Below are 25,224 nucleotides of genomic sequence, written 5' to 3'. Positions count from 1 at the left end.
ATTGTTTAATATTTCTCTTTAGCAAAAAAATAATCATTTTTTGTACTAGCTTAGAATATCAATATATATAAGGGGAGGTGGTTAAATGTTTGTTACAATTTTATTATTCTTATTAGGGTTTATATTAATAACTAAAGGGGCAGACATATTCATTAATAACACTGTAGAAATCGGTAAAAAAACTAACATATCTGAACTAATACTAGGAGCAACAATAGTGAGCTTTGCAACAACACTACCAGAACTTACAGTATCTTTATTTGCATCACTAGATGGACATACAACTATGAGTATGGGAAATGCAGTTGGTTCAATAATATGTAACACAGGCTTAATATTAGGATTAGTAGCTTTTATTAGTCCTTTTAGAGTGGATAAGGATATGTTTTTCTCTAAGTCTTTGTTATTAATTGTTTCTGTAATAGCATTATTACTGCTAGGGGCAGATGGTTTAATAACTAAAGGTGATGCACTAATATTAACTGCTATACTAGTAGTATTTATGGTTAATAACTATCAAAGTGTTATAAAAGGAAATAGATCTAATGTTGATAAAAGAAGCAAAGAGATATTAAAAAAATCAGAAGTATTTAAAATAGGAGTATTCTTCATTTTAGGGCTTGTTATGATGGTTGTTGGATCAAGATTACTAATTGAGAGTGGAGTAGAAATTGCTAGTATTATTGGAATACCGCAAGGGGTAATAAGTTTAACTGTTATTGCTTTAGGAACTTCATTACCGGAGTTGGTGTCATGTTTAACTGCAATAAGAAAAAAACATCATGCCATATCAGTAGGAAATGTACTAGGAGCTAACATATTAAACATAGTTTCTGTTATCTCTCTTTCAGCATTACCAAATGATATACCAGTATTATCTCAAAATATAGGCATTGATTTTCCATTTATGATAGCAATACTATTAATACTGATAGTTCCTACTATCAAAAAGCATAAGTTGTATAGGATTCAAGGTCTATTAATGCTAGGGTCATATGTAGCATATTTAGGAACATTATATTTTATGTATCTTGCTTAAATTTAAGTTAAAATGCTTAAATAAATTTATATAATTTAAAATGATAGATGTACATATTAAAATATTAAAATTATAACTATATTAATGTATATATTGTATACTATACCGTTATTAGGGACAAAATACTAATTGCATATTATACGAATTAAATATATAATAGGTAGGTTAGGATTAATTGATAACGGAAAGGAAGTAATATATGAACATAATAAAGTTTGAAGATTTACCAATAAACGATAATATAAAAAGAGCAATAGCAGATATGGGGTTTGAGGAGCCATCTCCAATACAATCGCAGTCTATACCTGTTATTTTATCAGGGAAAGATGTAATAGGGCAAGCGCAGACAGGTACGGGAAAAACTGCAGCATTTAGTATACCAATATTAGAAATGGTTAATCCAGAGGATAGAAGTTTACAAGCAGTAGTACTTTGTCCTACTAGAGAATTAGCGATACAAGTTTCAAGTGAAATAAGAAAAATAGGAAAGTACATGTCCGGAATAAAAACTTTACCTATATACGGTGGTCAACCAATAGATAGACAAATAAAATCATTAAAGAGTGGAGTTCAAGTAGTAATAGGTACTCCAGGACGTGTTATAGACCATATAAATCGTAAAACATTAAAAATGGATAACGTAAAAATGGTTATATTAGATGAAGCAGATGAAATGCTAGACATGGGGTTCAGAGAAGATATCGAAATGATATTAAGCAAAACTCCAGAAGATAGACAAACTACTTTCTTCTCAGCTACTATGCCAAAAGGAATATTAGATTTAACTAGAAAATACCAAAATGATCCAGAGCATATAAAGGTTGTTAGAAAAGAACTTACAGTTCCAAACATAAAGCAATATTATATAGAAACTAGATCTGCTAATAAGTTAGAAGTATTATGTAGATTAGTAGACGTTTACAACCCAAAATTATCAGTTGTATTCTGTAATACTAAGAGAGGTTCTGATGAATTAGTTAGTGAATTACAAGCAAGAGGATACTTTGCAGATGCTTTACACGGGGACTTAAAGCAAACTCAAAGAGATATAGTAATGGATAAGTTCAGAAACGGAACAATAGATATATTAGTTGCTACAGACGTTGCAGCTAGAGGAATAGATGTTGATGATGTTGAAGCAGTATTCAACTATGACTTACCTCAAGATGAAGAGTACTATGTACACAGAATCGGTAGAACAGGTAGAGCTGGTAGAAATGGTATATCTTTCAGTTTCGTATTCGGTAAAGAAGTAAGAAAAATGAAGGATATAGAAAGATACACTAAGACTAAATTAGTTAAGCATGAAATACCATCTATAGCTGACGTTGAAGAAAAGAAAGTAAGTGCTTTCTTCAAAGAAGTTAAAGGAGCTATGGAAGAAGGTAAGTTAGCTAAGCAAGTACAATGGTTAGAAGCTTTCTGTGCAGAAGAAGATTACTCAACTGCTGATGTAGCTGCTGCTCTATTAAAGTTAGCTTTAGGTGAAGAATTAAAGCAAGAAATAATAGAAGAGAAGCCAAGAGAGCGTAGAGAACGTGGTGAGCGTGGTGAACGTAGAGGTTCTACTGGTGCTCAAGAAGGAATGGTAAGACTATTCATAAACGTTGGTAGAAACCAAAGAGTTCAAGCTAAGGATATAGTTGGTGCTATAGCTGGAGAAGCTGGAATACCAGGTAAATTAGTAGGGACAATAGATATATATGACAAATATACTTTCGTTGAAGTACCTAAGCAAAATGCTAAAAAGGTATTAGAAAAGATGAAAGATATAAAAATAAAAGGAAACAAGATAAACATAGAACAAGCTAATAGAAGAAAAAAATAATAACTTAATAATATAGATTAAAAGGCTAAAGCAGATAATGCTTTAGCCTTTTTTATGTATATATGAAAAAATTGTCAAGAGTAGGATAGGATTTTTATATACAAAACTGTTAAGTAGCTACAAATCCCCTGTAAAAAATATTAGAAATACATATATATACTGAATATATAATATAAAAAAATCTATTAATTAGCATATAAATAATATAGCTTAAATAAAATATACCATGACGACAAATAAAATAAGTCTGCTTGTAATATTATGCTAAAAATTTGGACATGTAATAAGCTGATTAATAAAGTATTAATCATAAAAAATTATAGGGGGGAATCTATTATGGAAAATTTAAAGAATGCTAAATTTGCAACTAAAGCAATACATGGTGGACATAAGAAAGACCATGTATCAGGGGCATTAACAACACCAATTTATCAAACCTCAACATTTATATTTGATAGTGCAGAGCAAGGGGGAAGGAGATTTGCCCTTGAAGAGGAAGGATACATATATACAAGGTTAGGCAATCCTACAAATACACAGCTTGAAGACAAAGTAGCAATATTAGAGGGTGCAGAAGCTTGCATGTCTACATCATCTGGGATGGGGGCAGTAAGCTCAGCTTTATGGACTGTATTAAAATCAGGAGATCATATTGTTGCAGCTAAAACAATTTATGGATGCACTTTTGCTCTACTAAACCATGGATTAACTAGATTTGGAGTAGATGTAACTTTCGTAGACGCGTCTAATTTAGAAGAGGTTAGAGGTGCTATGAGAGAAAATACAAGAGTTGTTTATTTAGAAACACCAGCGAATCCAGACTTAACACTAGTAGATATAGAAGCTGTAAGTCAAATAGCTCATAAAAATGAAAATTGTTTAGTAATGGTGGATAACACTTTCGCTACACCATATTTACAAAGACCATTGGAGTTTGGAGCGGATGTAGTAATTCATTCAGCAACTAAGTATCTAAATGGACATGGGGATGTTATTGCAGGTTTTGTAGTAGGCAAAAAAGAATACATTGATCAAGTGAGATTATTTGGTGTTAAGGATATGACTGGATCAGTATTAGGAGCTTTTGAAGCATATTTAATACTAAGAGGCATGAAAACTCTACAAGTGAGAATGGATAAACATACTGAAAATGCTATGAAAATTGCAAAATACTTAGAAGATCACAACAAAATAATAAAAGTAAATTATCCAGGTTTAGAGAGTTTTTCTCAATATGACTTAGCAAAAAAACAGATGAAATCTCCTGGTGGTATGATAGCATTTGAAGTTGTAGGAGGTGTAGAAGCAGGAAAACAACTTCTAAACTCTTTAGAATTATGTAAGCTTGCAGTAAGCTTGGGTGATTGCGAAACATTAATTCAGCATCCAGCATCAATGACTCATTCGCCATATACTAAAGAAGAGAGAGAAGAGGCAGGAATATCAGATGGGCTTATAAGACTATCTGTTGGATTAGAAGATGTAGAGGATATAATTGCAGATTTAGAGCAAGGATTAAATAGATTATAGTATATAGGATGAGAAGGTAATAGTTTGATTATTACCTTCTTTTTTATAGTATTAATAAGGTTTTTGTTATAACATAATAAATAATAATATTTAGTACTTTATAATGCTATTGAGATGGGATGTGAAAAATTGAGTAATGAGATTAAAATATTAAGTCATGGATGCACCTTAGATTGTTTTGATGCTTGTAAATTTAATGTACATATACAAGATGATAAAGTTATTAAAATAGAGGGAGATAAAAATCATCCATATACAAAGGGAATTATTTGTAAGAAAGGTAGAGCTCACCTAGATAGATTAAACCATCCTGAAAGAATCTATAATCCTATGCTAAAAATTGATGGTAAATGGATTGAGATAACATTTGAAGAAGCTATAGATATAGTTTCGGGGAAACTTAAAGAGTATAAGAGTAAATATTCATCAAAATCAGTTATGTATTATGAACAATATGGAAGTGGATCTATACTAAAAAGTATAGGAGATATATTTTTTGATTTTTATGGTGGAGCTAGCAAACAAAGTGGTGGTCCATGTTGGAGTGCAGGTATTGCAGCTCAAAGGTATGACTTTGGAGATGTAAGAGGACATGCATTAGAAGATATGTTAAATAGCAAGACCATATTTGTATGGGGAAAAAATCCAGCGTACACAACTATACACACAATGCAAACTATAAAAAAGGCAAAAGCTAATGGAACTAAAGTCGTAGTTATTGATCCGATATATACATCTACTGCAAAGATAGCAGATAAATATGTAAGAGTAAATCCTGGATGTGATGGTGCACTAGCTATGGCTATGGCAAAGGTAATAATTAATAAAAGGCTGTATGATGAGGATTATATAAGGTCATATGTAATAGGGTTTGAAGAATATAAACAATATATAGATGCTCTAAGTCTAGATTATTTATCAAAAGAATGTGGAGTAGCAGAGGAGGATATTTTAGAACTTGTGGACTTATATACCAATAAATATTCTACAATACACTTAGGCTATGGAATGCAAAAATACTATAATGGTGGAAATACAATAAGGGCAATAGATTCCATAGGAACGATTACAGGTCAAATTGGATTTAGTGGAGGAGGAATAAACTACGCAAATAGAGTATATCCAGATGTGTTAGATAGTGATCCCTATAATAGCAAAGATTATGCACAAAATAGGTTTTTTTATGTAAGTAATATTTCAAAATTCATAAAAAATCCTAAGGATTTTAGCTTAGAAAAAGAAGATTCATCTCCAATAAAGATGGCTGTCATAGTTAAAAGCAACTTATTAAATCAATTGCCTAACTTATCAGAATTAGAAGTAGCGTTTTCTGGAATAGAGTTTAAGGTGTGTTTTGATATGTTTATGACGGACACTGCTTCTAAATGTGATTTATTTATACCTGCAACAAACACTTTAGAAAGTGAAGACATTGTATATAGTTCTATGACGAATCCTTATATTATTTATAATGAAAAAGCAATAGAGCCAAAAAATAAGCTTATGGATGAGTACTATTTCTTTATGGAAGTAGCCAAAAGACTAGAATTAAATAATTATCCTTTGGTATCAAAACATGAGTATTTAACTAAGGTAATTGAGCCACTAAAAGCATTTGATGAAAGTATAAACATCGATAAGATTAAAGATAGCTATTTTACAATACATAACCCAGTAGCATGGGAAGATAAAAAGTTTGCAACATCATCAGGTAAAATTGAAATATATTCTGAAAAAGCAAAGGTAAATAATATAAGCCCTATTCCAGTATATATAAGCTCAGAAAAGGAAAAAAAATTTAGACTTTTAACTAATCATCACAGTGAATCACTATTTAGTCAACATTTTATGGAAAAAAAAGGTATATCTCAGGCATATATTAATGAAAATATGGCAATAAACTTAAGTATAGGTAATGAAGAGGTTGTAAGTCTTAGAAATAATGATATAAGTATAGAAGTACAAATTAATATTGATGATAGTGTAAGTGATAATGTAGTAATGATGTACGTAGGATGGTGGAAAAAACATGGCAATCCAAATTTTATAGCTAGCAGTGGATTATCTGACATAGGAGGACAAGTAACATACAATGAAACCTTTGTTGACATAATTAAACAAAACTAGTTAAATTTCATCGAAGGAAAAAGCTATAGATTATAGAATTGTTTAGAAGTTATTACTTTTAAGGATTGCGAGGGGGAACGCTAATGATAAAATATTCTTTAGATGAAAAAAACTTATTTGTAGAGTTTACAGCTACAGAGTTAGATCATCATATTGCCAGTGAAGTGAGAGAAGATATCGATGATGTACTTTTAAACAAACAAGTTAAAAATATAATATTTGATTTCAAAAATATTAATTTTATGGATTCTTCAGGAATCGGAGTGATCATTGGTAGATATAAAAAGATATCTAATGAGAATGGTAAAGTATCAGTTATACATACTAGTGAAAGAGTAAAAAAAATATTTGAATTATCTGGTATGAACAAAATAATTGGCATTTACGATACGTATGAAGAAGCAATAAGTTCTTTATAAGGGGGAATATAATATGAGTAATATATTGGAAGTAAAATTTTCTGCCAAATCTGAAAATGAAAGTTTAGCGAGAGTTATAGTTGCGTCATTTGCAGCAAAATTAGATCCAACATTAGATGAAATAGGAGATATAAAAACTGCTGTATCTGAGGCTGTCACTAATGCTATCATACATGCATATGACGAAGATGAATCACAACTAGTATATTTAAGATGCAAAATAGAAGATAATTCAATAAAAATCGTAGTAGAGGACAGAGGAAAAGGAATAGAAGATATATCAATGGCTATGCAACCGCTTTACACATCAAAGCCAGAACTTGAAAGATCAGGAATGGGATTCACTGTGATGGAAAGTTTTATGGATGATGTAGTGGTAAGTTCAATAAAGGATGAGGGTACTAAGGTAGTAATGACAAAAAAAATAAACTTGCCTAAATAAAGTCCAAAGGAATAGAGGTTTTATTATGGGGATAACTGCAAGTAAAGAAGAGAAAAAAGCGTTACTTAGTCATGAAGAAACTCTAGATTTAATTGATAGAGTTCAAAATGGCGATGAAGAAGCCAAAGAAATACTTATAGCTAATAATTTAGGCTTAGTTAGAAGTGTCGTTACAAAGTTTTTAAATATAGGATATGATAGAGATGATTTATTCCAGTTGGGTTCAATAGGGCTTATTAAATCAATATATAAGTTTGACCCTAGCTTTAATGTAAAGTTTTCTACATATGCTGTACCAATGATATTAGGAGAAATAAAAAGATACTTGAGAGATGATGGTATGATAAAAGTATCAAGATCTTTAAAACAAATCGCCATTAAAGCAAAAACGCAAAGTGAAATATTAACTAAAAAATTAGGTAGAGAACCAAGCATTGAGGAATTAGCTACTATATTAGAAGTAGAAAAAGAAGATTTAGTAATGGCTATGGAATCTAATTTTAATGTTGAATATTTACATGGTGTAATTCACGAAGAAGAAGGGTCTCCAATATGTCTTATAGATAAAATAAGTCTAAAAGGGGAAAGTGAAGAAGAAAAAGTAATAGATAATTTACTCTTAAAAGAAATTCTAGGGAAGCTAGAAAAAAGAGAAAGACAAATTATTATGCTTAGATACTTTGAAGATAAAACTCAAAGTGAGATAGGTGATATTTTAAATATATCTCAGGTTCAGGTATCAAGGATAGAAAAGAAAGTATTATCAAAATTAAAATCATACATAAGTTAAATATATAAAATAAACTCTTAGTTTAGATAATCTCAAAATGCAAATTTTTTGGGATAAAACCTAAATTAAGGGTTTATTTTTTTGTATTAAACAAATAATAAGAAAGAGGGAAATATGGATATGGAAGAAATTTACTTGATACCTAAGAAGATTGAGCCTTTCAATGCAAAAAAACAACACATATATTTAAAAGATATTTATTGTATTTATCCTGAAAGATATGAAGAAAAGATATCTAGCATTATTTTAAGAAGTTATGATAACAATTCATTCAAGTATGATGTTATACACTTGGGAGAAGTCATAGAAGCTATAAAGAAGTTAGATTCTTCAACTCACATTAACTTCTTAAAAAAGGATGATATAGTAATATACTTTGACTATGGAAAAAAAGATAGAAGCAAATACTTAAGGGTATTTCTGGTAAGTATTGTTGTACTTATGGGCTCGATTATGGGGATAATGAATTTTCATGCAGATGTAAATATGGATAAATCACAATTAAAGATGGTTACTGCAATAGCTAAAGATCCAGTTAAATATTTGCCATATTTTCAGATACCATATTCTATTGGAATAGGATTAGGAGTAGCTATTTTTTTTAATAAGTTTATACCAACATATGCAAAAGATGAACCTAGCCCTCTTGATTTAAGAATGTGTTCCTTAAACAAAGAAATAGAAAATCAAATAAGAAATAAAGGTAAATAGAATGAAGCTATTTGTAATGTTATTTGGATTTTCATCAGGTATTATGGTAGGTTCTGGAGTAGTAGCTATATTAATATTAGTTGGAATAATTCCTAGATTATCTCAAGTAAGTAATACAAAAAACTATATTAATTTTTATGAGAGTTTATTAGTAATGGGAACTCTTATTGGCAGTATTATATCTCTTCATAATATAAATATTAGTATTGGTCGTATGGGGATTATTGTATGTGGTTTAGCATATGGAATTTTTGTGGGTTTTTTAAGCTCTGGAATTACAGAAGTATTAGACTATATTCCGGTAGTATCAAGAAATCTTAAAATACCAGTAAAATATGTTAAATATGTAATATGGTCATTGTTAATTGGAAAAGTTATTGGTTCGTTTGTTGGATGGAAAATAATTTAGGAGGTATTTATATATGGATAAAGATTATAAGAAGTATGTAGAACAGATAAGTCCAAAGCCAACATATTTAAAGAATAATATTAGTGCATTTATTGTAGGAGGAATTATATGCTGTATAGGTCAGGCTATAAATGATATTTATACTAATTTTGCAAGTTTGGACAAGTTAGCAGCAGGTACAGCAACTTCTATAACATTAATATTTTTAGGTGCATTTCTTACAGGGCTTGGAATTTATGATTTAATAGGTAAAAGAGCTGGAGCAGGTTCTATTATACCTATAACTGGTTTTGCAAACTCTATAGTTTCACCAGCTATGGAGTTCAAAAGAGAAGGATATGTATTAGGTGTTAGTGCAAATTTGTTTAAAATAGCTGGACCAGTATTAGTTTATGGTATTGGATCTTCTATTTTATGTGGATTTGTTTACTATATTTTTACACTTGTTAAATAAGGATGTGGGAATATGAAAAGTAAAAGAATAGGACAAAGAACAGTTAGATTAGAAAATAATCCAACAATTATTGCAACTGCATCAATTGTTGGATCTAAAGAAGGAGAAGGTCCACTGAAGGATTATTTTGATATTGTATTAGAAGATGATTTATTTGGAGAGAAAAGTTGGGAATTAGCAGAAAGTAAGATGGTACAGACTGTTATGGAAAAGACAGTTAAGAAGGCAGGAAAAACATTAGAAGATGTAAACTATATGCTTGGTGGAGATTTAATAAATCAAATTTTACCAGCATCTTTTGCGGCAAGAGAGTTAGGAGTTCCTTTCTTTGGAATATATGGAGCATGCTCTACTATGTCAGAAGGTTTATGTTTAGGAGCAATGATAGTAGATGGTGGATTTGCAGATTTAGTACTAGCAGGAACATCTAGTCACTATTGTACTGCAGAAAGACAATTTAGATTTCCATTAGAGTTAGGTAATCAAAAGCCTATGACAGCCCAGTGGACAGTAACTGGAGCTGGAAGTGTTTTAATTAAGCCAAATGGCAAAGGCCCTAAAATAAAATATTTAACTGTAGGTAAAGTAATAGACAAGGGTATAGAAGATGGAAATAATATGGGTGCAGCAATGGCACCAGCTGCTATAGACACGATATATTCATATTTTACAGATACAAAAGATGACCCTAATAGTTTTGATATTATTGCAACTGGAGATCTAGGAAGCTTAGGAAAACAAATAACAGAAGATTTATTAAAACAAAAAGGTATAGATATATCAAAGGTATACACTGATTGTGGTATTGAGATATTTAACTTAAAAGAACAAGATGTGCATTGTGGTGGAAGTGGTTGTGGATGTTCAGCCTCAGTATTTGCATCATATATTTACGATAAGTTAATGAAAAAAGAGTTTAAAAAGGTAATGCTAGTATCAACAGGTGCATTATTATCTCCGACTAGTACGCTACAAAAGCAGACCATACCATGTGTTGCACATGCAGTAGTAATTGAATGTGAGTAGGAGGAATTAATATGCTTATGGATTATATAAAAGTTTTTATAGTTGGTGGAATCATATGTTTAATAGCCCAAATACTAATGGACTATTTTAAGATGCAAACCCCATATGTTATGGTTACATATGTAACTGCAGGTGTAGTACTAACCTTTTTAGGTGTATATGAGCCTATAGTAAAGTTTGGTGGTGCAGGAGCAACAGTACCATTAATAGGATTTGGATATTCACTAGCAAATGGAGTTAAAACGGCTATCGCAAGTGATGGACTGATAGGTGTATTTACTGGTGGTACAATAGCTACAGCAGGTGGTATTGCAGCAGCTATATTTTTTGGATACATGATGGCTGTAATATTTACACCGAAAGCAAAGCCATAAAATATAACGTATGGAACAGAATAAATTATTATAATCAGAAAGAGGATATCAAATGACTTTGATATCCTCTTTAATAGTTTGTATTTTGTTTTAAAAAGCTATATTTCTAAATTATTTAGAAAGCTTTTTTACTACTGAGGGGGTGTTGAACCTTCCCCAGGTGTTTCTGGTGTTGTAACTGGTGGAATTTCAGGCGTTGTAGGCGGAATTTCCGGAGTTACTGGCGGTGGAGTAGGTGTTGGAGTTTCTGGAGTTACTGGAGGCTCAGGAGTTTCAGTTTCAGGAGTCTCAGTCTCCGGCTTTTCTTCAACTTCTGGTTTTTCTTCCTCTACAGGAGCACTAATTCTATTTGGAGCCGTTCCATTAATAAATGCTGCATTTGAGCCAGAAGATGATTTACCACCATCATTTGGATTTATTTTTGTAAAGTACACATTATCAGGCACTTTAAATTTAGTAACTGTTAAGTTTGCATGTATCTTTGTCATAACCTTAGACCATAATCTAGCAGTAGTGGCACTTCCGCCTTGGACAGATCTACGAGCTATTGTATTGCCGTTAGCATCTTTTCTACCAGCATCATCACCGATATAAGTTGCACCAACATAGTATGGTGTATATCCAACGAACCAAGCATCTAAAGAATTATTAGTAGTACCTGTCTTACCTGCAACTGGCATACCACTAGATATAGAAGCTGAACCACCTATACCTTCAGTAATAACAGCGCTTAGCATATCTGTAATAACATATGCAACTTCAGGAGCTACAACTATATGCTCATCAGGAGTATTATTTAAAATTAACTGACCATCATAAGTTGATATTGTTGTAAATATGATAGGCTCAACATAAACCCCAGCATTTGCTAAAGTACCATAAGCCGCAGCCATTTCAAGTGGAGAAACTCCTCTTGCCATACCTCCAAGAGTTAATGCAGAGAAACTTCTATCACTAGCAGCAGCATCTACCGCTTTTGTATCTTTTAAACTAGTTATACCGAAGTTCTTTAAGTAATCAAGCATTATATCAACGCAATCCTCATAAGTATCTCCAAGCATTTCTGCTGTTTTAACAGCTATTGTATTTGAAGAGTAAGCAAGTGATTTACGTAAACTCATTATACCTGAACCTGCAGTAGTAGTGGATGGGTTCCACCTGTTGTTATCCTTAAACTTGTAAGGACCTCTCGTATCGCTTACAGCATCAGCTTGAGTAATACTTAATGTATCTATAGCTGGAGTATAAACGGATAGTGGCTTTATAGTAGAACCTGGTTGTTGAGGAGTAGTAGCTCTATTTAGAGTTTTTCGTCCTGTAATATTTCTACCACCTACTAAAGCTTTTATGTGACCATTTCTGTAATCTAGTACAACCATTGAAGATTGTGGCTGACTTATACCATCTGGTCCTATAATATTACCAGGGAAGTTATTATTATTTGCATATTCTTTTTCTAATATATCTTGCATTGAAGGATCTATAGTAGTTACTATATCTAATCCTCCGTTGTAGAATAGATTGTAAGCTTCATCTTCAGTATTACCATTTTCTATTAAAGCATCTATTACTTCATATTCTATTAAGTCTTCAACAGAAGATTGTACTGTATCAGATTTTTCTGGTAATCTTATTTTTATTTCAGCTGCAACAGCTTGATCATGTTGTTCTTGAGTTATGTATCCAAGTTCTAGCATTTTTCCTAAAACAATTTCTTGTCTTTCTTTAGCCTTTGGATTGTTTATAGCTTTTCTAACTACCATTGAACCAGACATTAATTGCTTGTAAATATCGTCATTAGGTATTAATTTCCAACTTCTTAATTTTTCAACAATTTCAAAATCTGCTTCAGTAGGATCATCAAAGTTATCATCACTTGTATTAGTATAGAATAATAATATATGATCTAATTGTTCTTTACTTTCAGTTCCATCAAGCTTAGCAGTAATATATGCTGAGTATCTAGATGGGTTTTTAGTCGAACCTGCAAGTAAAGCAGCTTCGTGAAGTTCTAAATCGTTGGCTTTTTTGTCAAAGTATCCTCTTGCACCGGCTTCAGCTCCTGCAAGACCTCTACCTACGAAGAAGTTATTTAAATAAACTTCTAATATCTCGTCTTTAGAAAGAGTTTTACTCATTTCGTAAGCATAGTATATATCTTTAATTTTACGAGGTAAAGTTTGCTCTGAAGTAGTTAACAACATTTTAGATACCTGCATAGGTATTGTACTACCACCTTGCTTATCACCTGTTAATGTTTTTACTACAGATCTTATTAACCCTTTAATATCAACACCGCCATGCTCATAGAAACGTTCATCTTCTATGGCGATAACTGCATTTTGTAAATCTCTTGAAATTTCATCGATAGGAACAGGTTCTTTTTTGTTTATACTTGGGGCATTTGATAAAAGGCTACCATTAGAGTATTTAATTTTTGTCGTTTGGTAAGTCTTTTCATCAAGCATAGCCTTTGTAACTGGTTGTACATCTCTAATAGATGCAAATACTAGACCAGTACCTGTTGCGGCACCAACTACTAATAATACTAAAAAGATTATTCCAGTAACCCTTAGAAATTTAAATTTATCTTTTTTCTTACTAGACCTTGATTTCTTTTTAGTGTTAGTAGAACTACTTTTGTTAGAGCTACTGTTATTAGTAGAGGAGCTGACAGTTTTTCTTCTTATTTTATTGTTATCTTGATTATTATCTTTGCTCATAAGTTTAACCTCCTTACCTAATGCTATATTATATCACATCTATTAATGTTTTTGTAAAATATAGCAAAAATCAATACATTGCTCTAATATGTATTTTTTACATATATCACTAAAAATATGTGAGTATGAAAATGTAAATACTTATTTAATATCATAAAAATAAGTAAAGACTTTTAAATCATGACATAAAATAATAGGGGGGTGATGTTTTTGTATAGAGCAAGGTCACAAAAAAGAAAAGATAGCTTTAGAAAAAATGTAATCATATTTACTTCAATATTTATATTATCCGTATTGATAGGTAGTTTTTTATACATAGATACAAGCCTGAGACCAACTATAACAGTATTAGCAGAAACAAAAGCATTAGAGCTTGCCAATAGATCTATAAATAAATCTGTTGCACAAATGGTAGATGGGAAAATAAACTATGAGGATTTAATGACAGTAAAATTAGATTCTAATGGTAATATTAGTTATATACAAGCTAATACTATAATGATGAATGAGATAGCATCTAAAATAGCTCTTGAAATACAAGATGAACTAAAAAAAGTAAAATCAACAAGTTCTTATATACCTATAGGAACTGCTTTAGGTAGTCCGATACTAGCTAAATATGGACCTAAGTTAAAAATCTCTATAGAGCCAATAGGTACTGTATCTGTAGATTTTAAAACAGAATTTGAATCTTCGGGAATAAATCAAACTAGACATACAATATATCTAAAAGCAAATACTAAAGTGAAAGTAGTGCTTCCTTTAATAACTTCAACAAAAGAAGTTGATACTAAAATACCAATATGTGAAACTATAATTGTTGGGGATGTTCCAGAAAGTTATGTGAATATACCTACGGAATTAGTTCCTAATATCATACCAAAATAATAATATTATATAAATAATAAGTAAGAGATATGAGAATTAAAAATTCTCATATCTCTTTTAAAATTAATAGACTTTATTAAAATAGTTCAATTAAGTTAGATATATTTTAAAGTTAAAAAATTACATACTACTTGTCATTTTCAAGCATCCATTTTATAAATACACCATAACCTAAAGATGGATCATTTTCTACTGCATGTGATATGGCACCTATAATTTTATCATCTTGAACTATTGGAGTACCACTCATACCTTGAACGATACCACCTGTTTTTAACATTAAATCTTTATCTAGAATTCTAATTTTAAAGGTTTTAGCACTTGGACTTTTTTGGTTGTCTATTGATATTATTTCAATATCATATTTCCTACATTCATCATTATCTGATTGCAATATTATTTGAGCTTTGCCAAGTTTAACTTCATCTAATGAAGCAACTTTGTATTTTTTTAAGTTTTTTACATTATAATTTGATATTTTACCTTTGATACCATAACTAGTGTTTAAATTAAACTCTCCTATTAGATCCTTCTTAGTCGCGCTTATAGAACCAACATTTCCTCTATAAGATTTTTCAATATTTAATGAAGTTGTTGAAGATATAGAGCCACTTTTTATAGGAACTTTTTTTGACCCACCTATATTGATAGGATGAGCTACAGCACCAAATTCCATAGTTTCAGGATTCACATAGGTTAAAGTTGCAAAGCCTGAAATTAAGTTATTAAAGCTAATTTTTTCTAAAATATCTCTAGTTGTAGATATTGTTAAGTTACGATCGCCTCTATTAATAACTACAGGTATTTTTTGTTCGTATGGTAAGCTGAGTAAAAGCTTAGAAAAATCACTATAGCTATTAATATTAACGTCATTAACTTTTTCAATATAATCGCCAACTATAAATGGTGAGTTATCACAAATATTTCTAACGATTAAATTGCGCAACTCTGCATCTATCTGTAGAATTTTTCCTGAGGGTATCAAATAGTCGTTAGCAAAAGCTTTTTCAGTTTGTGCATAAATTAGGCTATTTGTGAAAAAATATACTACAAATAGTAAAAGTGAAAGTGTAATGATTTTAAACTTAAAATAAATAATGTTATTTTTATTTGATTTTTTTGAAAACATAAAACACCTTCTTTCTGACTGTCTTTATTGTTTAAATCGGTGCTTTAATATTAGAATGCACAGTAATTGATTTTTGATGCTTGGAAAAGAGACTCAATAAAACCGTAGTTTTCAAAAATAACTAACTAATATTTTAGACTTGTCTAGATTGCAGTAAGTTCATATAAATCAAAAATAAAAACACCCAATTAATTTCTAATTAAGTGTTTTATTTCTTTTTTATTTTTTTACGTACAACCTTTTTTTTACGTTTTTTTACTTTATTTTGGCAAGTGACAGTTTTAGGCTTTTTGCTTGTTCTTGATACAGCAGGAACTGGCGGAACAAAAACTGATTCATCATTATTATTGCTGTCATCATCATTGTTGTTACAAGTCTCCTCTACAGCACTTATCAAGGCTAGCTCATCAGATAATACTGCAAATAAAGTTGCTAAAATATTAAGATCATCTGCACCTAGTTCCTCAGCTAAAGCGACTGCTATAGTAGAAGCTAAAATTATATAGTCTACATAACCAAAGGCACATAGTATAGGTTTCTTATTAGAAGTATTATTTCTTATCATATTAATTTTCACCACAATTTAACGAATATAATATATGTAATAAAATTAGATTCTATTAATAAATGAAGCTATTCAAAATTGATAATAATTACTATTCATTTAGATTCCTCCTTTTATTGTTTTAATACTAGTTTATTTAATAAGTTGTAACTCTATGACAAACTTAAGTTTTTGAAAAATAAAAAAGGTAAGCTACTAAATAAAAATTATTAACATAGGAAATAATATACTAAACATCATAGATTAAATAGAATAAAAACGATAGAAATATGTCAACAATCAATATACATATGAAAGGAGTAAACATATGAAAAATTATAGGCTATTTGTTACAGCGATTATTGCAATAGGAATTATACTTATAGGAACGTCAAGTCCATTTACAAATTTTTATAAGAGTACAAACTTAATAATAAAAGGATTTAATCAAAATGATGATGAAAAGGACTCAGACTCTAAGTCTGATAGTGAACAAAAGTACTTAATATGTATAGACCCTGGTCATCAAGAAAAGGGAGATGGAAAATTGGAACCTGTAGCGCCTGGTTCATCAAGTCAAAAAGCCAGAGTATCATCAGGTACAGCAGGTGTTGCTACAAAAAAACCAGAATATATTCTAAATTTAGAGACATCTATAGTTTTAAAACATATATTAGAAGGTAAGGGATATAACGTAATAATGACAAGGGAAACTAATGATGTAAATATAAGTAATAGTGAGAGAGCTATATTTGCAAATGAAAATAAAGCAGATATGGTAATTAGAATACATGCTGACAGTATAGACAACTCAGGAAAAACAGGAGCATCAATATTAGTACCACAAGAAGGTGGAAAATATACAGCATCAATATTTGAAGAGAGTAATAAATGTGCAACTATAGTGGAAAAGAGCATGAAGGGATCAGGCATAAATGTAAATGGTATTTTCCAAAGGGGAGACTTAACAGGATTTAACTGGTCTAAGGTACCTGTAATATTAGTAGAGATGGGATTTATGAGTAACTACAATGAAGATCTAATGATGTCTAACCCAGACTATCAAAGAAAGCTAATGCAAAGCATAGCTGACGGAGTGGAGGAGTATTTTAAGACAAAATAATTATAGGTGATTTAAATGAAAAAGACATTAGAAAATTGTTATGCAGCAGCATTATCTAGTACATTCAAAGTGGTAAACCCTATAAAGAAAAGTGTAGTAAAGACGGACTGTGAAGTACATCTTTTTATACAAGAGAATGCATTAGAAATACTCAAAAATGAAGGATATATAAAAGAATACAACTTATTTAAATCTTATTTACCTGCTATTAATAGGGGACTAGTATGGGCAGATCAAGATTTTAAAAGCTATCATCATTTTTATAATCCAAGACAACAAAGAGGTAAGTTTGGATATGATGAAAATGCAATGACCGTAGCTAAAAGCTACTATAATAGAGCTTTAAAGTATTATGCAATGAAAAATTATGATAGATCCATGTTTTACTTTGGAGCAGCATGTCATATAGTTCAAGACTTAACTATACCTCAACATGCTAAGGGCAAACTGTTAGATAATCATAGACAGTTTGAAGTATATGTTAAGGATAATTATAGAAAAATAAAAAGATTTAAAGCACATGACACACCAATTATATTTAATTGTATAGAGGAATATGTGGATCATAACGCTATGAGTGCTCTAAATTTAGACTACATGTATTCAAATGTAAATGATACTACAACAAAGTTTTATTTAACTGCTGTAAAAGCTATTACATTAGCTCAAAAAAGTAGTGCAGGGTGCATGATAATGTTTTATGAAAATTTATTATTATCATAAAAGATAAGAATGAGTATAGTTGAAAAACTTGCTCATTTTTTACGTATAAGGAAATTATAATAACTATTAACTTATGTATAACTCATGAAACTAGGTTATATCAATGTACAAATGTAAGTAAAAAAAGGTTTTGAGCAACGGGATGTGAGCTTGCCGAGCAGACGTTGGCGACATGAGCGAAGCGAATTTTTTATGCTTACATACTTGTAATCACTACACTTGATTTAAGTCAAAAAAGAATATATTATAGTATAGAATGTAAAAAAATGATTTTAATATATAAAGAGGTGAAAAAATGCTAGTAGTAGAAAATGTAAGTCACGGATTTGGAGCTAGAGTTATATTAGAAAATGTTTCATTTAGACTTAAAAAAGGTGAACATATAGCATTAGTTGGTGCAAATGGTGAAGGAAAATCTAGTTTTTTAAATATAATAACAAAAAAGCTTATGCCAGACGCTGGTAACATAAAGTGGTCTTCTAGAGCAACTGTTGGATACTTAGATCAACATACAGTACTTTCTAAAGGGAACTCTATAAGAGACATATTAAGAGATGCTTTTAAGCCTATGTTTGACTTAGAGCAAGAAATGATAGCTATGTACGATAAAATGGGAGAAGCTAATGATGATGAGATGGCTAAGCTTCTTGAAGAAACAGCAGACATACAATCTATATTAGAAAACAGTGGTTTCTACATGATAGATGCAAAAATACAAGAGGTTGCAAATGGTTTAGGTCTTGGAGAAATAGGATTAGATAGAGATGTAACGGACTTAAGTGGAGGTCAAAGAACTAAAGTACTTCTAACTAAATTATTACTTGAAAATCCTACAATATTAATATTAGACGAGCCTACTAACTACCTTGATGAAGAGCATATAATTTGGTTAACAAGATACTTACAAGAATATGAAAATAGCTTTATATTAGTATCACACGATATACCATTTATAAATGATACATGTAACGTAATTTATCATTTAGAGAATGGTGAGTTAAACAGATATAAAGGAAACTATGATGAGTTTGAAAGACTAAATGACATCAAGAAGCGTCAAGAAGAAAGTGCTTACGAAAGACAAGTAGAAGAAAGAAAGAAATTAGAAGACTTTGTTGCTAGAAATAAAGCTAGAGTTGCTACTCGTGGTATGGCAAACAGTAGACAAAAGCAATTAGATAAAATGGAAATCTTAGAAAGACCAAAGGAAAAGATAAAACCTACTTTTGGATTTAGGGAAGCTAGAGCGGCAAGTAGAATAATATTTGAAACAAAAGATTTAATATTAGGATATGATGAAGCTTTAACTAAGCCATTAAACTTCCAATTAGAAAGAAATAAAAAAGTTGCATTAAAAGGTATGAACGGTGTTGGTAAGTCTACATTACTTAAGACTTTACTTGGAATAGTTAAGCCTTTTGGCGGAGAAGTTGAATTAGGAGATTATTTAGAAGTAGGATACTTTGAACAAGAAAGTTCAAGAGAAAACTACAATACTCCTATGGAAGAAGTATGGGCTGAATTCCCAGGACTTTCAAACTTTGAAGTAAGACAAAACTTAGCTAAGTGTGGACTTTCTAATGAACATATAACAAGTCAGATGAGAGTTTTAAGTGGGGGAGAAGCTGCTAAGGTAAGATTATGTAAGATAATGTTAAAAGACATAAACTTATTAGTACTTGATGAACCTACAAACCATTTAGATGTGGATGCTAAGGATGAATTAAAGAAGGCTATAAGAGAATTTAAAGGAACAGTTCTTTTAGTATGCCATGAGCCTGAATTCTATATGGACATAGTAGATGACGTATGGAATATAGAGGATTTCACTACTAAGATTGTTTAGTAGTACTGGTGGCTCCGGGGGGAGGTGAAATCACGTTTTGACCCATGCAAGCCAAAGAGCGGCTTGCGAATGGGATCTGCAACGTGATTTTCACCTCCCCCCTTCGCCTTTATACTATTAAACTTTAGTTGTTAAATTGGTAAGAGAAGGATAGAAAAACAAAAGAGCATAAAGAATTAAGAATATAAGGATGTATAGTAAAGAACATAATCAAAGAAATATTAAATTATGTAGTAAAAGAGTATTAGATTATTTAGAGCTCTATAATTGATGTACATAAGGTTAAAGGTGTTTTATAATAAATATAAAATTTGTATTACATATTTAGAATTGGGGTGTTATTGTGAAGAAGTATTGGAATATGATATTTTCCGTTATATTTAGTTTATTTATAATACTTGGTGTTGTGAGATTTACTATTGGTTTTAAGGAACTTTATTATTTTGATATTGGGTATCTGGATATACCAAGTATGATTGATTTACCAGAGGAAGAAATTAAGTTAAATTATGATTATGTAATAGACTATAATTTTAGTAACGAACCATCAGAGTTTAATATGCCGACTATAAAATCATCACCAGAAGGTAAGATACATTTTGAGGAGGTTAGAGAGATATTTAGAAATGTTGATAAGTTCTTTATATTGTGTATGATTGTTTCAATAATAGGATTAGTTATAAACATAAAGAAAAAGCATTTCGAATTTTTAAAAACTACTTCAAAGCTAATAATCACTATACCACTGGTACTATCACTACCTGTGATTATAGATTTTAATAAAAGCTTTGTAATATTCCACAAATTATTATTTGATAACGACTACTGGATATTTGACCCAAATAAAGACCCAGTAATAAAAATGCTACCAGAAGAATTTTTCTTCCACGCAGGTTTAATGATATTAGTATTAATACTATTAGCAAGTATAATAAGCTACGGTACATATAAATTATTGAAAAAGAAAAATGCTTAAGACATGATATAAGTATTGAAAGTATATAAGTTTATAGAATATAGAAATTAAATAAAGATTGAGTAAATAGTGATTTAAAATTAAATACTTAGGTTAGTATAAAAGTAAATAATTATAAATAATAGATAATAAGTATAACTAAAAACTAATAGAGGTCTTAAGGTTTTTACTTCCGACCTCCAAATGACTACATAAAATAAGAGTTTTAAGGATAAAACTAAGCGTAGGGGAGAAAGTGATGTGGCAACGACATTTGCAGGCGTGCTCTTTGCATGCATGGAGTGTAACAGCACTTTCTCCCCGGAGCGAGTATATCCAAAAAACTCTTAAAAAATATGTAGTCTTATTTTTTAGCTATCTTCATAATATCTGGATATCTACTCATAATATAATCATAGTTCTTTTTATTATGAGGTAGCAAACAACCAGAACAGTCTTTAAAATTGTTTTCGTTGTATTTAAAATTTCCACCACAGTCATCGCCTAAAGCATATAGGGGACAGTAGCAAAATAAGCAGTTGAATTCCTCAGGTTTATTAGTTTTGTGACAAGGAAAGTATTCACAATCCTTATGATTAAAAAACTTGTAATTTTCACTCATTATAGTTACCTCCTAAAAGATTTTAATATGTAATATAATTATACTAAAAATTAGCAATAGTGGTATAATATAAAAAAGCCAAAAAGTATTTAAAATGAGGTGTTAGAATGCAAGATAATTTAGAAGTAAAAGAAAAAGCATTGCTTGTAGGACTTAATATAACTTCTACAGCAAGAAGAATTGATGATATAGACATAAATGATTCAATGGAAGAATTAAAAGAATTAGCAAAAGCTGCAGGTGCAGAGGTTGTTGGTAGTTTAACTCAAAATAGACAATCAAGAGATGCAGCATATTACATAGGAAAAGGTAAAGTAGAGGAAATAAAGGCATACTGTGAATCATTAGGTGCAACAATGGTAATTTTCAATGATGAATTATCAGGAGCTCACATAAGAAACATAGAAGAATTAGTTGGAATCAAGATAATAGATAGAACAACTTTAATTCTTGATATATTCGCACAAAGAGCTCTTAGTAAAGAAGGTAAATTACAAGTTGAGCTTGCTCAGTTAAAGTATAGGCTACCTAGACTATATGGAATGGGTGGAGAAATGAGTAGAACTGGTGCAGGTATAGGTACTAGAGGACCAGGGGAACAAAAGCTTGAAGTAGATAAAAGACATATACTTAATAAAGCTGCAGATATAAGACGTGAATTAAGAGAAGTTAAGAAAAACAGAGAAACTCAAAGAGTTCAACGTTTAAAATCTAATATACCAATAGTAGCTCTTGTGGGATATACAAATGCAGGAAAATCTACTTTACTTAACGAATTAATAAAGACGCATAAAGATTATGAGCAAGAAAAAGAAGTTTTTGCTAAAGATATGCTATTTGCAACGCTAGATGTAACTTTAAGAAAAGCTCTTTTACCAAGTAAAAAAGAATTTTTAGTAGTTGATACAGTTGGGTTTGTTAGTAAACTTCCTCATGACTTAGTAGAAGCATTTAAGGCTACTTTAGAAGAAGTTCAATATGCAGATTTAATATTACACGTAATTGATGCTACAAATGATAGCTTTGAATTACAAAAAAATACTACGGAAAGTGTTCTTAAAGAATTAGGTGCAGATGATAAAAAGACCATACTTGTTTACAATAAAATAGACAGACTAGAGTTAGACATTTATCCAAGAAATCAAGAAGATACAATTTATATATCTGCTAAGCAAGGTATAAATATGGATAAACTGCTGAATGTTATAGAAGAAGCTTTAATGGAAAATACTTATCCAGTATGTTTACTTTTACCATATGAAAGAGGAGACATATTTAGTAAAGTTAAAGATAAATATAACGTAGAAAATTTTGAATATGTAGAAAATGGAATAACAGTTAATGTAAATTTAGATGAAGAAGACTATAATATATATAAAGACTATATATTAGAGAAGTAGGTAATAATATGAATATAAGTTGGGATAATATAGAAGAATTGGAAGATCATTTTATTACATATCTTCTATATAAAGAATCTAGAACAGTATCTCAAATCAGTAAAATAAGAAATATATCAACTTCAGAAGTCAATGACCAACTAATTAAGGCTAAACTAGAAATTAGATCTATGCTAAAGGACAAGGTAGAGCTATCAAAGGATGTAATAGATAAATTCTTAGAGCAAAACAAGTCTGAAAGGACAGAATTTATGTCTAGTTTATCAGGAGAAAGGATGGTTGATTTTAAGAGAAAACTTTATAAAAGAATACTAACTGAAAGAAATGCTGATGATTTAATGACATTAATCTGGGCTACAGGAGAGCTTAAGGATGATAGATTTTTAGTTTTATTACATCCCCTTACTACTCATAGACACTCAGATGTAAGAAGAATAACTTATTCAGCACTTCGAAAAATTGAATCGCCTACTAGTAGAGAATATCTACAAAGAGGACTTTATGATTCAAACCCACAAACAAGGCAATATTGCGCCAAGGCTCTTGCAAAAATAGGAAATAAAAATAGCTTAAAAATGTTAAGACAGCTTAGAAATAAACAGTTTGAAAAAGAGTACGTATTAAGGGCTTACAGTGAAGCAATTGATACATTAGAAAATTCAAATAATTAACATAAACTGTAAAAACTTAACATAGAATTAATTAACTTAAATAGTTAATGAAGTGATTATTTACCTATTAGGTATCTCCAGAAGTTAACATAAAAAAAGTAAGTTAATAGGAGGGGTTTAAGATGATAGTAAGACGCTGTGCAGGTGGAGTAGTATTTTACGCTAACAAAGTACTTTTATTAAAAAATGACAGAGGTGAATGGACTTTACCGAAAGGGAAGTTACATGACGATGAACTTCAACATGAAAGTGCAGTTAGAAGAGTGAAGGAAGAAAGTGGAGTAGAAGCTAAAGTATTAGAAATAGCTGGCGACACTATGTATGAATTTTTCTCAAGAAGTAGACAACAAGAAGTTTGCAATGCAATAATGTGGTATATTATGGAGACTGATAACACAGATTACATACTCAAAGATGAATTTAGTGAAGGTGGGTTTTATAGAGTAATTGATGCTCTAGAAATGTTAACACACAGTAAAGAAAAATCCCTAGTTGATATATCCTATAAGAAATATAAAGAACTAAAAAAAGGTTCAGATTTTACAAATATAGCTGTAAATTATAAATAAAATAAATTAGATAAAAACAAAGAAAGGGAAAACACCCTTTCTTTTTTACGTTTAAGGAGATTATAATGCTTCAAACCAGGTGTATAAACTCTGAACCTAATTAATATCAATAAACTGTTTTTGAGTAAGTTATAATTTCATAGCACTATAGATTGTACTAAAAAATATTATTGGATATAATAAAGTCATAAAGACAAATACTTGGGAGGAATTACATGGGAGCGTATAAAACATTACATGAATATGGTGATGATGAAATTATTATAGAGAAATCAACATTTATAGGATATGCAAAACCAATAAAAACAGAGGAAGAAGCAGTTGAATTTATTAATGAAATAAAGAAGAAACACAAAGATGCGACTCATAATGTATGGGCATACACAGTTGGTAAATCAATGAATATACAAAGATATAGTGATGATGGTGAACCTCAAGGTACAGCAGGAATACCAACATTAGAAGTTATAAAAAAAGAAGATTTAAGAGATGTAGTAGTTGTGGTTACTAGATACTTTGGAGGTATAAAGCTTGGAGCAGGAGGACTTGTTAGAGCTTATACTAAAGGGGCTAAAATAGGTATAGATGCGGCGAAAGTCATAGAGAAGGTAATGTATCAAGAAGTAAAAATAAAGATAGACTATACTCAATTAGGCCGAGTGCAAAATGAAATAATGAACATGGGGTATTTTATAAAAGATACAATATATGAGGATAATGTTGAGATAATAGTATATTCTAGATTAGATGAAGTAAAAACTATAACTGATAAGATAATTGATGCAACTAGTGCTACTGCAGAGATAGTTTTAGGTGAGGAGTTTTATCTATCTGAGAAAGATGGTCAAATTATTCTATAATAAAAGAACTGACACCAATATT

25 protein-coding genes are annotated in these 25,224 nt (G+C 30.4%); 21 read left to right on the top strand and 4 right to left on the bottom strand.

All coding sequences use genetic code 11. The features are described 5' to 3' along the window. Positions 1-85: 85 nt before the first annotated feature. The 12 genes from ACI48P_RS17545 to ACI48P_RS17490 all read left to right on the top strand — a co-directional run bounded on the left by ACI48P_RS17545 (position 86) and on the right by ACI48P_RS17490 (position 11,149). Entirely contained in the window at positions 86-1,039 is a 954-nt protein-coding gene (locus ACI48P_RS17545; RefSeq protein ID WP_475218138.1) for a calcium/sodium antiporter, read from the top strand. A 199-nt stretch (positions 1,040-1,238) separates the two neighbouring features. Then, the gene (locus ACI48P_RS17540; RefSeq protein WP_475218136.1) at positions 1,239-2,867 is read left to right on the top strand and encodes a DEAD/DEAH box helicase; all 1,629 of its coding nucleotides are present in this window, start codon (positions 1,239-1,241) and stop codon (positions 2,865-2,867) included. A 336-nt stretch (positions 2,868-3,203) separates the two neighbouring features. Continuing rightward, positions 3,204-4,397 (top strand): methionine gamma-lyase, encoded by a 1,194-nt coding sequence (gene megL, locus ACI48P_RS17535; RefSeq protein WP_475218134.1) that lies wholly within the window; start codon positions 3,204-3,206, stop codon positions 4,395-4,397. 129 nt (positions 4,398-4,526) lie between these two features. After that, on the top strand, positions 4,527-6,524 hold the full coding sequence (locus tag ACI48P_RS17530; protein WP_475218132.1) for a molybdopterin-dependent oxidoreductase: 1,998 nt from the start codon (positions 4,527-4,529) through the stop codon (positions 6,522-6,524). 83 nt (positions 6,525-6,607) lie between these two features. Then, on the top strand, positions 6,608-6,943 hold the full coding sequence (spoIIAA, locus tag ACI48P_RS17525; protein WP_475218130.1) for an anti-sigma F factor antagonist: 336 nt from the start codon (positions 6,608-6,610) through the stop codon (positions 6,941-6,943). Between the two features lie 13 nt (positions 6,944-6,956). Then, entirely contained in the window at positions 6,957-7,385 is a 429-nt protein-coding gene (gene spoIIAB, locus ACI48P_RS17520) for an anti-sigma F factor (protein ID WP_475218128.1), read from the top strand. 25 nt (positions 7,386-7,410) lie between these two features. Continuing rightward, entirely contained in the window at positions 7,411-8,175 is a 765-nt protein-coding gene (sigF, locus tag ACI48P_RS17515) for an RNA polymerase sporulation sigma factor SigF (RefSeq protein ID WP_475218126.1), read from the top strand. A gap of 114 nt (positions 8,176-8,289) precedes the next feature. Continuing rightward, positions 8,290-8,886 carry a stage V sporulation protein AA gene (locus ACI48P_RS17510; RefSeq protein WP_475218124.1) on the top strand — a complete coding sequence of 199 codons (597 nt, stop codon included), beginning with the start codon at positions 8,290-8,292 and terminating at the stop codon, positions 8,884-8,886. A 1-nt stretch (position 8,887) separates the two neighbouring features. After that, complete coding sequence (locus ACI48P_RS17505; RefSeq protein ID WP_475218122.1) at positions 8,888-9,295, top strand: stage V sporulation protein AB; 408 nt, start codon at positions 8,888-8,890, stop codon at positions 9,293-9,295. A 13-nt stretch (positions 9,296-9,308) separates the two neighbouring features. Continuing rightward, positions 9,309-9,749 (top strand): stage V sporulation protein AC, encoded by a 441-nt coding sequence (spoVAC, locus tag ACI48P_RS17500; RefSeq protein ID WP_475218120.1) that lies wholly within the window; start codon positions 9,309-9,311, stop codon positions 9,747-9,749. 12 nt (positions 9,750-9,761) lie between these two features. Continuing rightward, complete coding sequence (spoVAD, locus tag ACI48P_RS17495) at positions 9,762-10,775, top strand: stage V sporulation protein AD (protein WP_475218119.1); 1,014 nt, start codon at positions 9,762-9,764, stop codon at positions 10,773-10,775. Positions 10,776-10,786: 11 nt separating this feature from the next. Further along, positions 10,787-11,149, top strand: coding sequence for a SpoVA/SpoVAEb family sporulation membrane protein (locus ACI48P_RS17490; protein WP_475218117.1), 363 nt, complete (start codon positions 10,787-10,789; stop codon positions 11,147-11,149). 131 nt (positions 11,150-11,280) lie between these two features. Here the strand turns inward: ACI48P_RS17490 and ACI48P_RS17485 are convergent, their stop codons facing one another. Then, on the bottom strand, positions 11,281-13,872 hold the full coding sequence (locus ACI48P_RS17485; protein WP_475218115.1) for a transglycosylase domain-containing protein: 2,592 nt from the start codon (positions 13,870-13,872) through the stop codon (positions 11,281-11,283). Between the two features lie 210 nt (positions 13,873-14,082). Here ACI48P_RS17485 and yunB point away from each other — a divergent pair, with 210 nt between their 5' ends. Beyond that, a complete protein-coding gene (yunB, locus tag ACI48P_RS17480) occupies positions 14,083-14,760 on the top strand; it encodes a sporulation protein YunB (protein ID WP_475218113.1) in 678 nt (225 codons plus the stop codon). 127 nt (positions 14,761-14,887) lie between these two features. On the opposite strand, the gene ACI48P_RS17475 is transcribed toward yunB, so the two are convergent. Together ACI48P_RS17475 and ACI48P_RS17470 are read right to left on the bottom strand one after the other, a co-directional pair. Then, on the bottom strand, positions 14,888-15,889 hold the full coding sequence (locus ACI48P_RS17475) for a SpoIVB peptidase S55 domain-containing protein (RefSeq protein WP_475218111.1): 1,002 nt from the start codon (positions 15,887-15,889) through the stop codon (positions 14,888-14,890). Between the two features lie 208 nt (positions 15,890-16,097). After that, positions 16,098-16,454, bottom strand: coding sequence for a hypothetical protein (locus tag ACI48P_RS17470; RefSeq protein WP_475218109.1), 357 nt, complete (start codon positions 16,452-16,454; stop codon positions 16,098-16,100). A gap of 307 nt (positions 16,455-16,761) precedes the next feature. Between ACI48P_RS17470 and ACI48P_RS17465 the strand changes: the two genes are divergently transcribed. The 4 genes from ACI48P_RS17465 to ACI48P_RS17450 all read left to right on the top strand — a co-directional run bounded on the left by ACI48P_RS17465 (position 16,762) and on the right by ACI48P_RS17450 (position 21,101). Continuing rightward, positions 16,762-17,556, top strand: coding sequence for an N-acetylmuramoyl-L-alanine amidase family protein (locus ACI48P_RS17465; protein WP_475218108.1), 795 nt, complete (start codon positions 16,762-16,764; stop codon positions 17,554-17,556). Between the two features lie 15 nt (positions 17,557-17,571). Next, entirely contained in the window at positions 17,572-18,279 is a 708-nt protein-coding gene (locus tag ACI48P_RS17460) for a zinc dependent phospholipase C family protein (RefSeq protein ID WP_475218106.1), read from the top strand. 295 nt (positions 18,280-18,574) lie between these two features. Next, positions 18,575-20,125: an ABC-F family ATP-binding cassette domain-containing protein gene (locus tag ACI48P_RS17455; protein ID WP_475218105.1), complete on the top strand. Its 1,551-nt coding sequence runs from the start codon at positions 18,575-18,577 to the stop codon at positions 20,123-20,125. A 343-nt stretch (positions 20,126-20,468) separates the two neighbouring features. Further along, complete coding sequence (locus ACI48P_RS17450; RefSeq protein ID WP_475218104.1) at positions 20,469-21,101, top strand: TIGR01906 family membrane protein; 633 nt, start codon at positions 20,469-20,471, stop codon at positions 21,099-21,101. Positions 21,102-21,444: 343 nt separating this feature from the next. Here the strand turns inward: ACI48P_RS17450 and ACI48P_RS17445 are convergent, their stop codons facing one another. Next, positions 21,445-21,702, bottom strand: coding sequence for a cysteine-rich small domain-containing protein (locus ACI48P_RS17445; RefSeq protein WP_475218103.1), 258 nt, complete (start codon positions 21,700-21,702; stop codon positions 21,445-21,447). A gap of 107 nt (positions 21,703-21,809) precedes the next feature. Between ACI48P_RS17445 and hflX the strand changes: the two genes are divergently transcribed. The 4 genes from hflX to ACI48P_RS17425 all read left to right on the top strand — a co-directional run bounded on the left by hflX (position 21,810) and on the right by ACI48P_RS17425 (position 25,202). Next, positions 21,810-23,102: a GTPase HflX gene (hflX, locus tag ACI48P_RS17440; protein ID WP_475218102.1), complete on the top strand. Its 1,293-nt coding sequence runs from the start codon at positions 21,810-21,812 to the stop codon at positions 23,100-23,102. A gap of 8 nt (positions 23,103-23,110) precedes the next feature. Then, positions 23,111-23,773: a HEAT repeat domain-containing protein gene (locus ACI48P_RS17435; RefSeq protein WP_475218100.1), complete on the top strand. Its 663-nt coding sequence runs from the start codon at positions 23,111-23,113 to the stop codon at positions 23,771-23,773. A 122-nt stretch (positions 23,774-23,895) separates the two neighbouring features. Continuing rightward, positions 23,896-24,342, top strand: coding sequence for an NUDIX hydrolase (locus tag ACI48P_RS17430; RefSeq protein ID WP_475218098.1), 447 nt, complete (start codon positions 23,896-23,898; stop codon positions 24,340-24,342). A 215-nt stretch (positions 24,343-24,557) separates the two neighbouring features. After that, positions 24,558-25,202 carry a YigZ family protein gene (locus ACI48P_RS17425; protein ID WP_475218096.1) on the top strand — a complete coding sequence of 215 codons (645 nt, stop codon included), beginning with the start codon at positions 24,558-24,560 and terminating at the stop codon, positions 25,200-25,202. Positions 25,203-25,224: the final 22 nt, after the last annotated feature.

The sequence above is a fragment of the Romboutsia sp. LXY-2 genome (assembly GCF_056171995.1).
Note: the sequence above shows the minus strand (reverse complement) of the source record. Positions and strands in the feature narration are given on the sequence as shown.

Excerpts from the sequence above, each read along its gene's own strand:
- ACI48P_RS17545 (WP_475218138.1), top strand. The coding sequence starts at position 86 with ATGTTTGTTACAATTTTATTATTCTTATTAGGGTTTATATTAATAACT.
- ACI48P_RS17540 (WP_475218136.1), top strand. The coding sequence starts at position 1,239 with ATGAACATAATAAAGTTTGAAGATTTACCAATAAACGATAATATAAAA.
- megL (WP_475218134.1), top strand. The coding sequence starts at position 3,204 with ATGGAAAATTTAAAGAATGCTAAATTTGCAACTAAAGCAATACATGGT.
- spoIIAA (WP_475218130.1), top strand. The coding sequence starts at position 6,608 with ATGATAAAATATTCTTTAGATGAAAAAAACTTATTTGTAGAGTTTACA.
- spoIIAB (WP_475218128.1), top strand. The coding sequence starts at position 6,957 with ATGAGTAATATATTGGAAGTAAAATTTTCTGCCAAATCTGAAAATGAA.
- sigF (WP_475218126.1), top strand. The coding sequence starts at position 7,411 with ATGGGGATAACTGCAAGTAAAGAAGAGAAAAAAGCGTTACTTAGTCAT.
- ACI48P_RS17510 (WP_475218124.1), top strand. The coding sequence starts at position 8,290 with ATGGATATGGAAGAAATTTACTTGATACCTAAGAAGATTGAGCCTTTC.
- ACI48P_RS17505 (WP_475218122.1), top strand. The coding sequence starts at position 8,888 with ATGAAGCTATTTGTAATGTTATTTGGATTTTCATCAGGTATTATGGTA.
- spoVAC (WP_475218120.1), top strand. The coding sequence starts at position 9,309 with ATGGATAAAGATTATAAGAAGTATGTAGAACAGATAAGTCCAAAGCCA.
- spoVAD (WP_475218119.1), top strand. The coding sequence starts at position 9,762 with ATGAAAAGTAAAAGAATAGGACAAAGAACAGTTAGATTAGAAAATAAT.
- ACI48P_RS17490 (WP_475218117.1), top strand. The coding sequence starts at position 10,787 with ATGCTTATGGATTATATAAAAGTTTTTATAGTTGGTGGAATCATATGT.
- ACI48P_RS17485 (WP_475218115.1), bottom strand. The coding sequence starts at position 13,872 with ATGAGCAAAGATAATAATCAAGATAACAATAAAATAAGAAGAAAAACT.
- ACI48P_RS17475 (WP_475218111.1), bottom strand. The coding sequence starts at position 15,889 with ATGTTTTCAAAAAAATCAAATAAAAATAACATTATTTATTTTAAGTTT.
- ACI48P_RS17470 (WP_475218109.1), bottom strand. The coding sequence starts at position 16,454 with ATGATAAGAAATAATACTTCTAATAAGAAACCTATACTATGTGCCTTT.
- ACI48P_RS17465 (WP_475218108.1), top strand. The coding sequence starts at position 16,762 with ATGAAAAATTATAGGCTATTTGTTACAGCGATTATTGCAATAGGAATT.
- ACI48P_RS17460 (WP_475218106.1), top strand. The coding sequence starts at position 17,572 with ATGAAAAAGACATTAGAAAATTGTTATGCAGCAGCATTATCTAGTACA.
- ACI48P_RS17455 (WP_475218105.1), top strand. The coding sequence starts at position 18,575 with ATGCTAGTAGTAGAAAATGTAAGTCACGGATTTGGAGCTAGAGTTATA.
- ACI48P_RS17445 (WP_475218103.1), bottom strand. The coding sequence starts at position 21,702 with ATGAGTGAAAATTACAAGTTTTTTAATCATAAGGATTGTGAATACTTT.
- hflX (WP_475218102.1), top strand. The coding sequence starts at position 21,810 with ATGCAAGATAATTTAGAAGTAAAAGAAAAAGCATTGCTTGTAGGACTT.
- ACI48P_RS17435 (WP_475218100.1), top strand. The coding sequence starts at position 23,111 with ATGAATATAAGTTGGGATAATATAGAAGAATTGGAAGATCATTTTATT.
- ACI48P_RS17430 (WP_475218098.1), top strand. The coding sequence starts at position 23,896 with ATGATAGTAAGACGCTGTGCAGGTGGAGTAGTATTTTACGCTAACAAA.
- ACI48P_RS17425 (WP_475218096.1), top strand. The coding sequence starts at position 24,558 with ATGGGAGCGTATAAAACATTACATGAATATGGTGATGATGAAATTATT.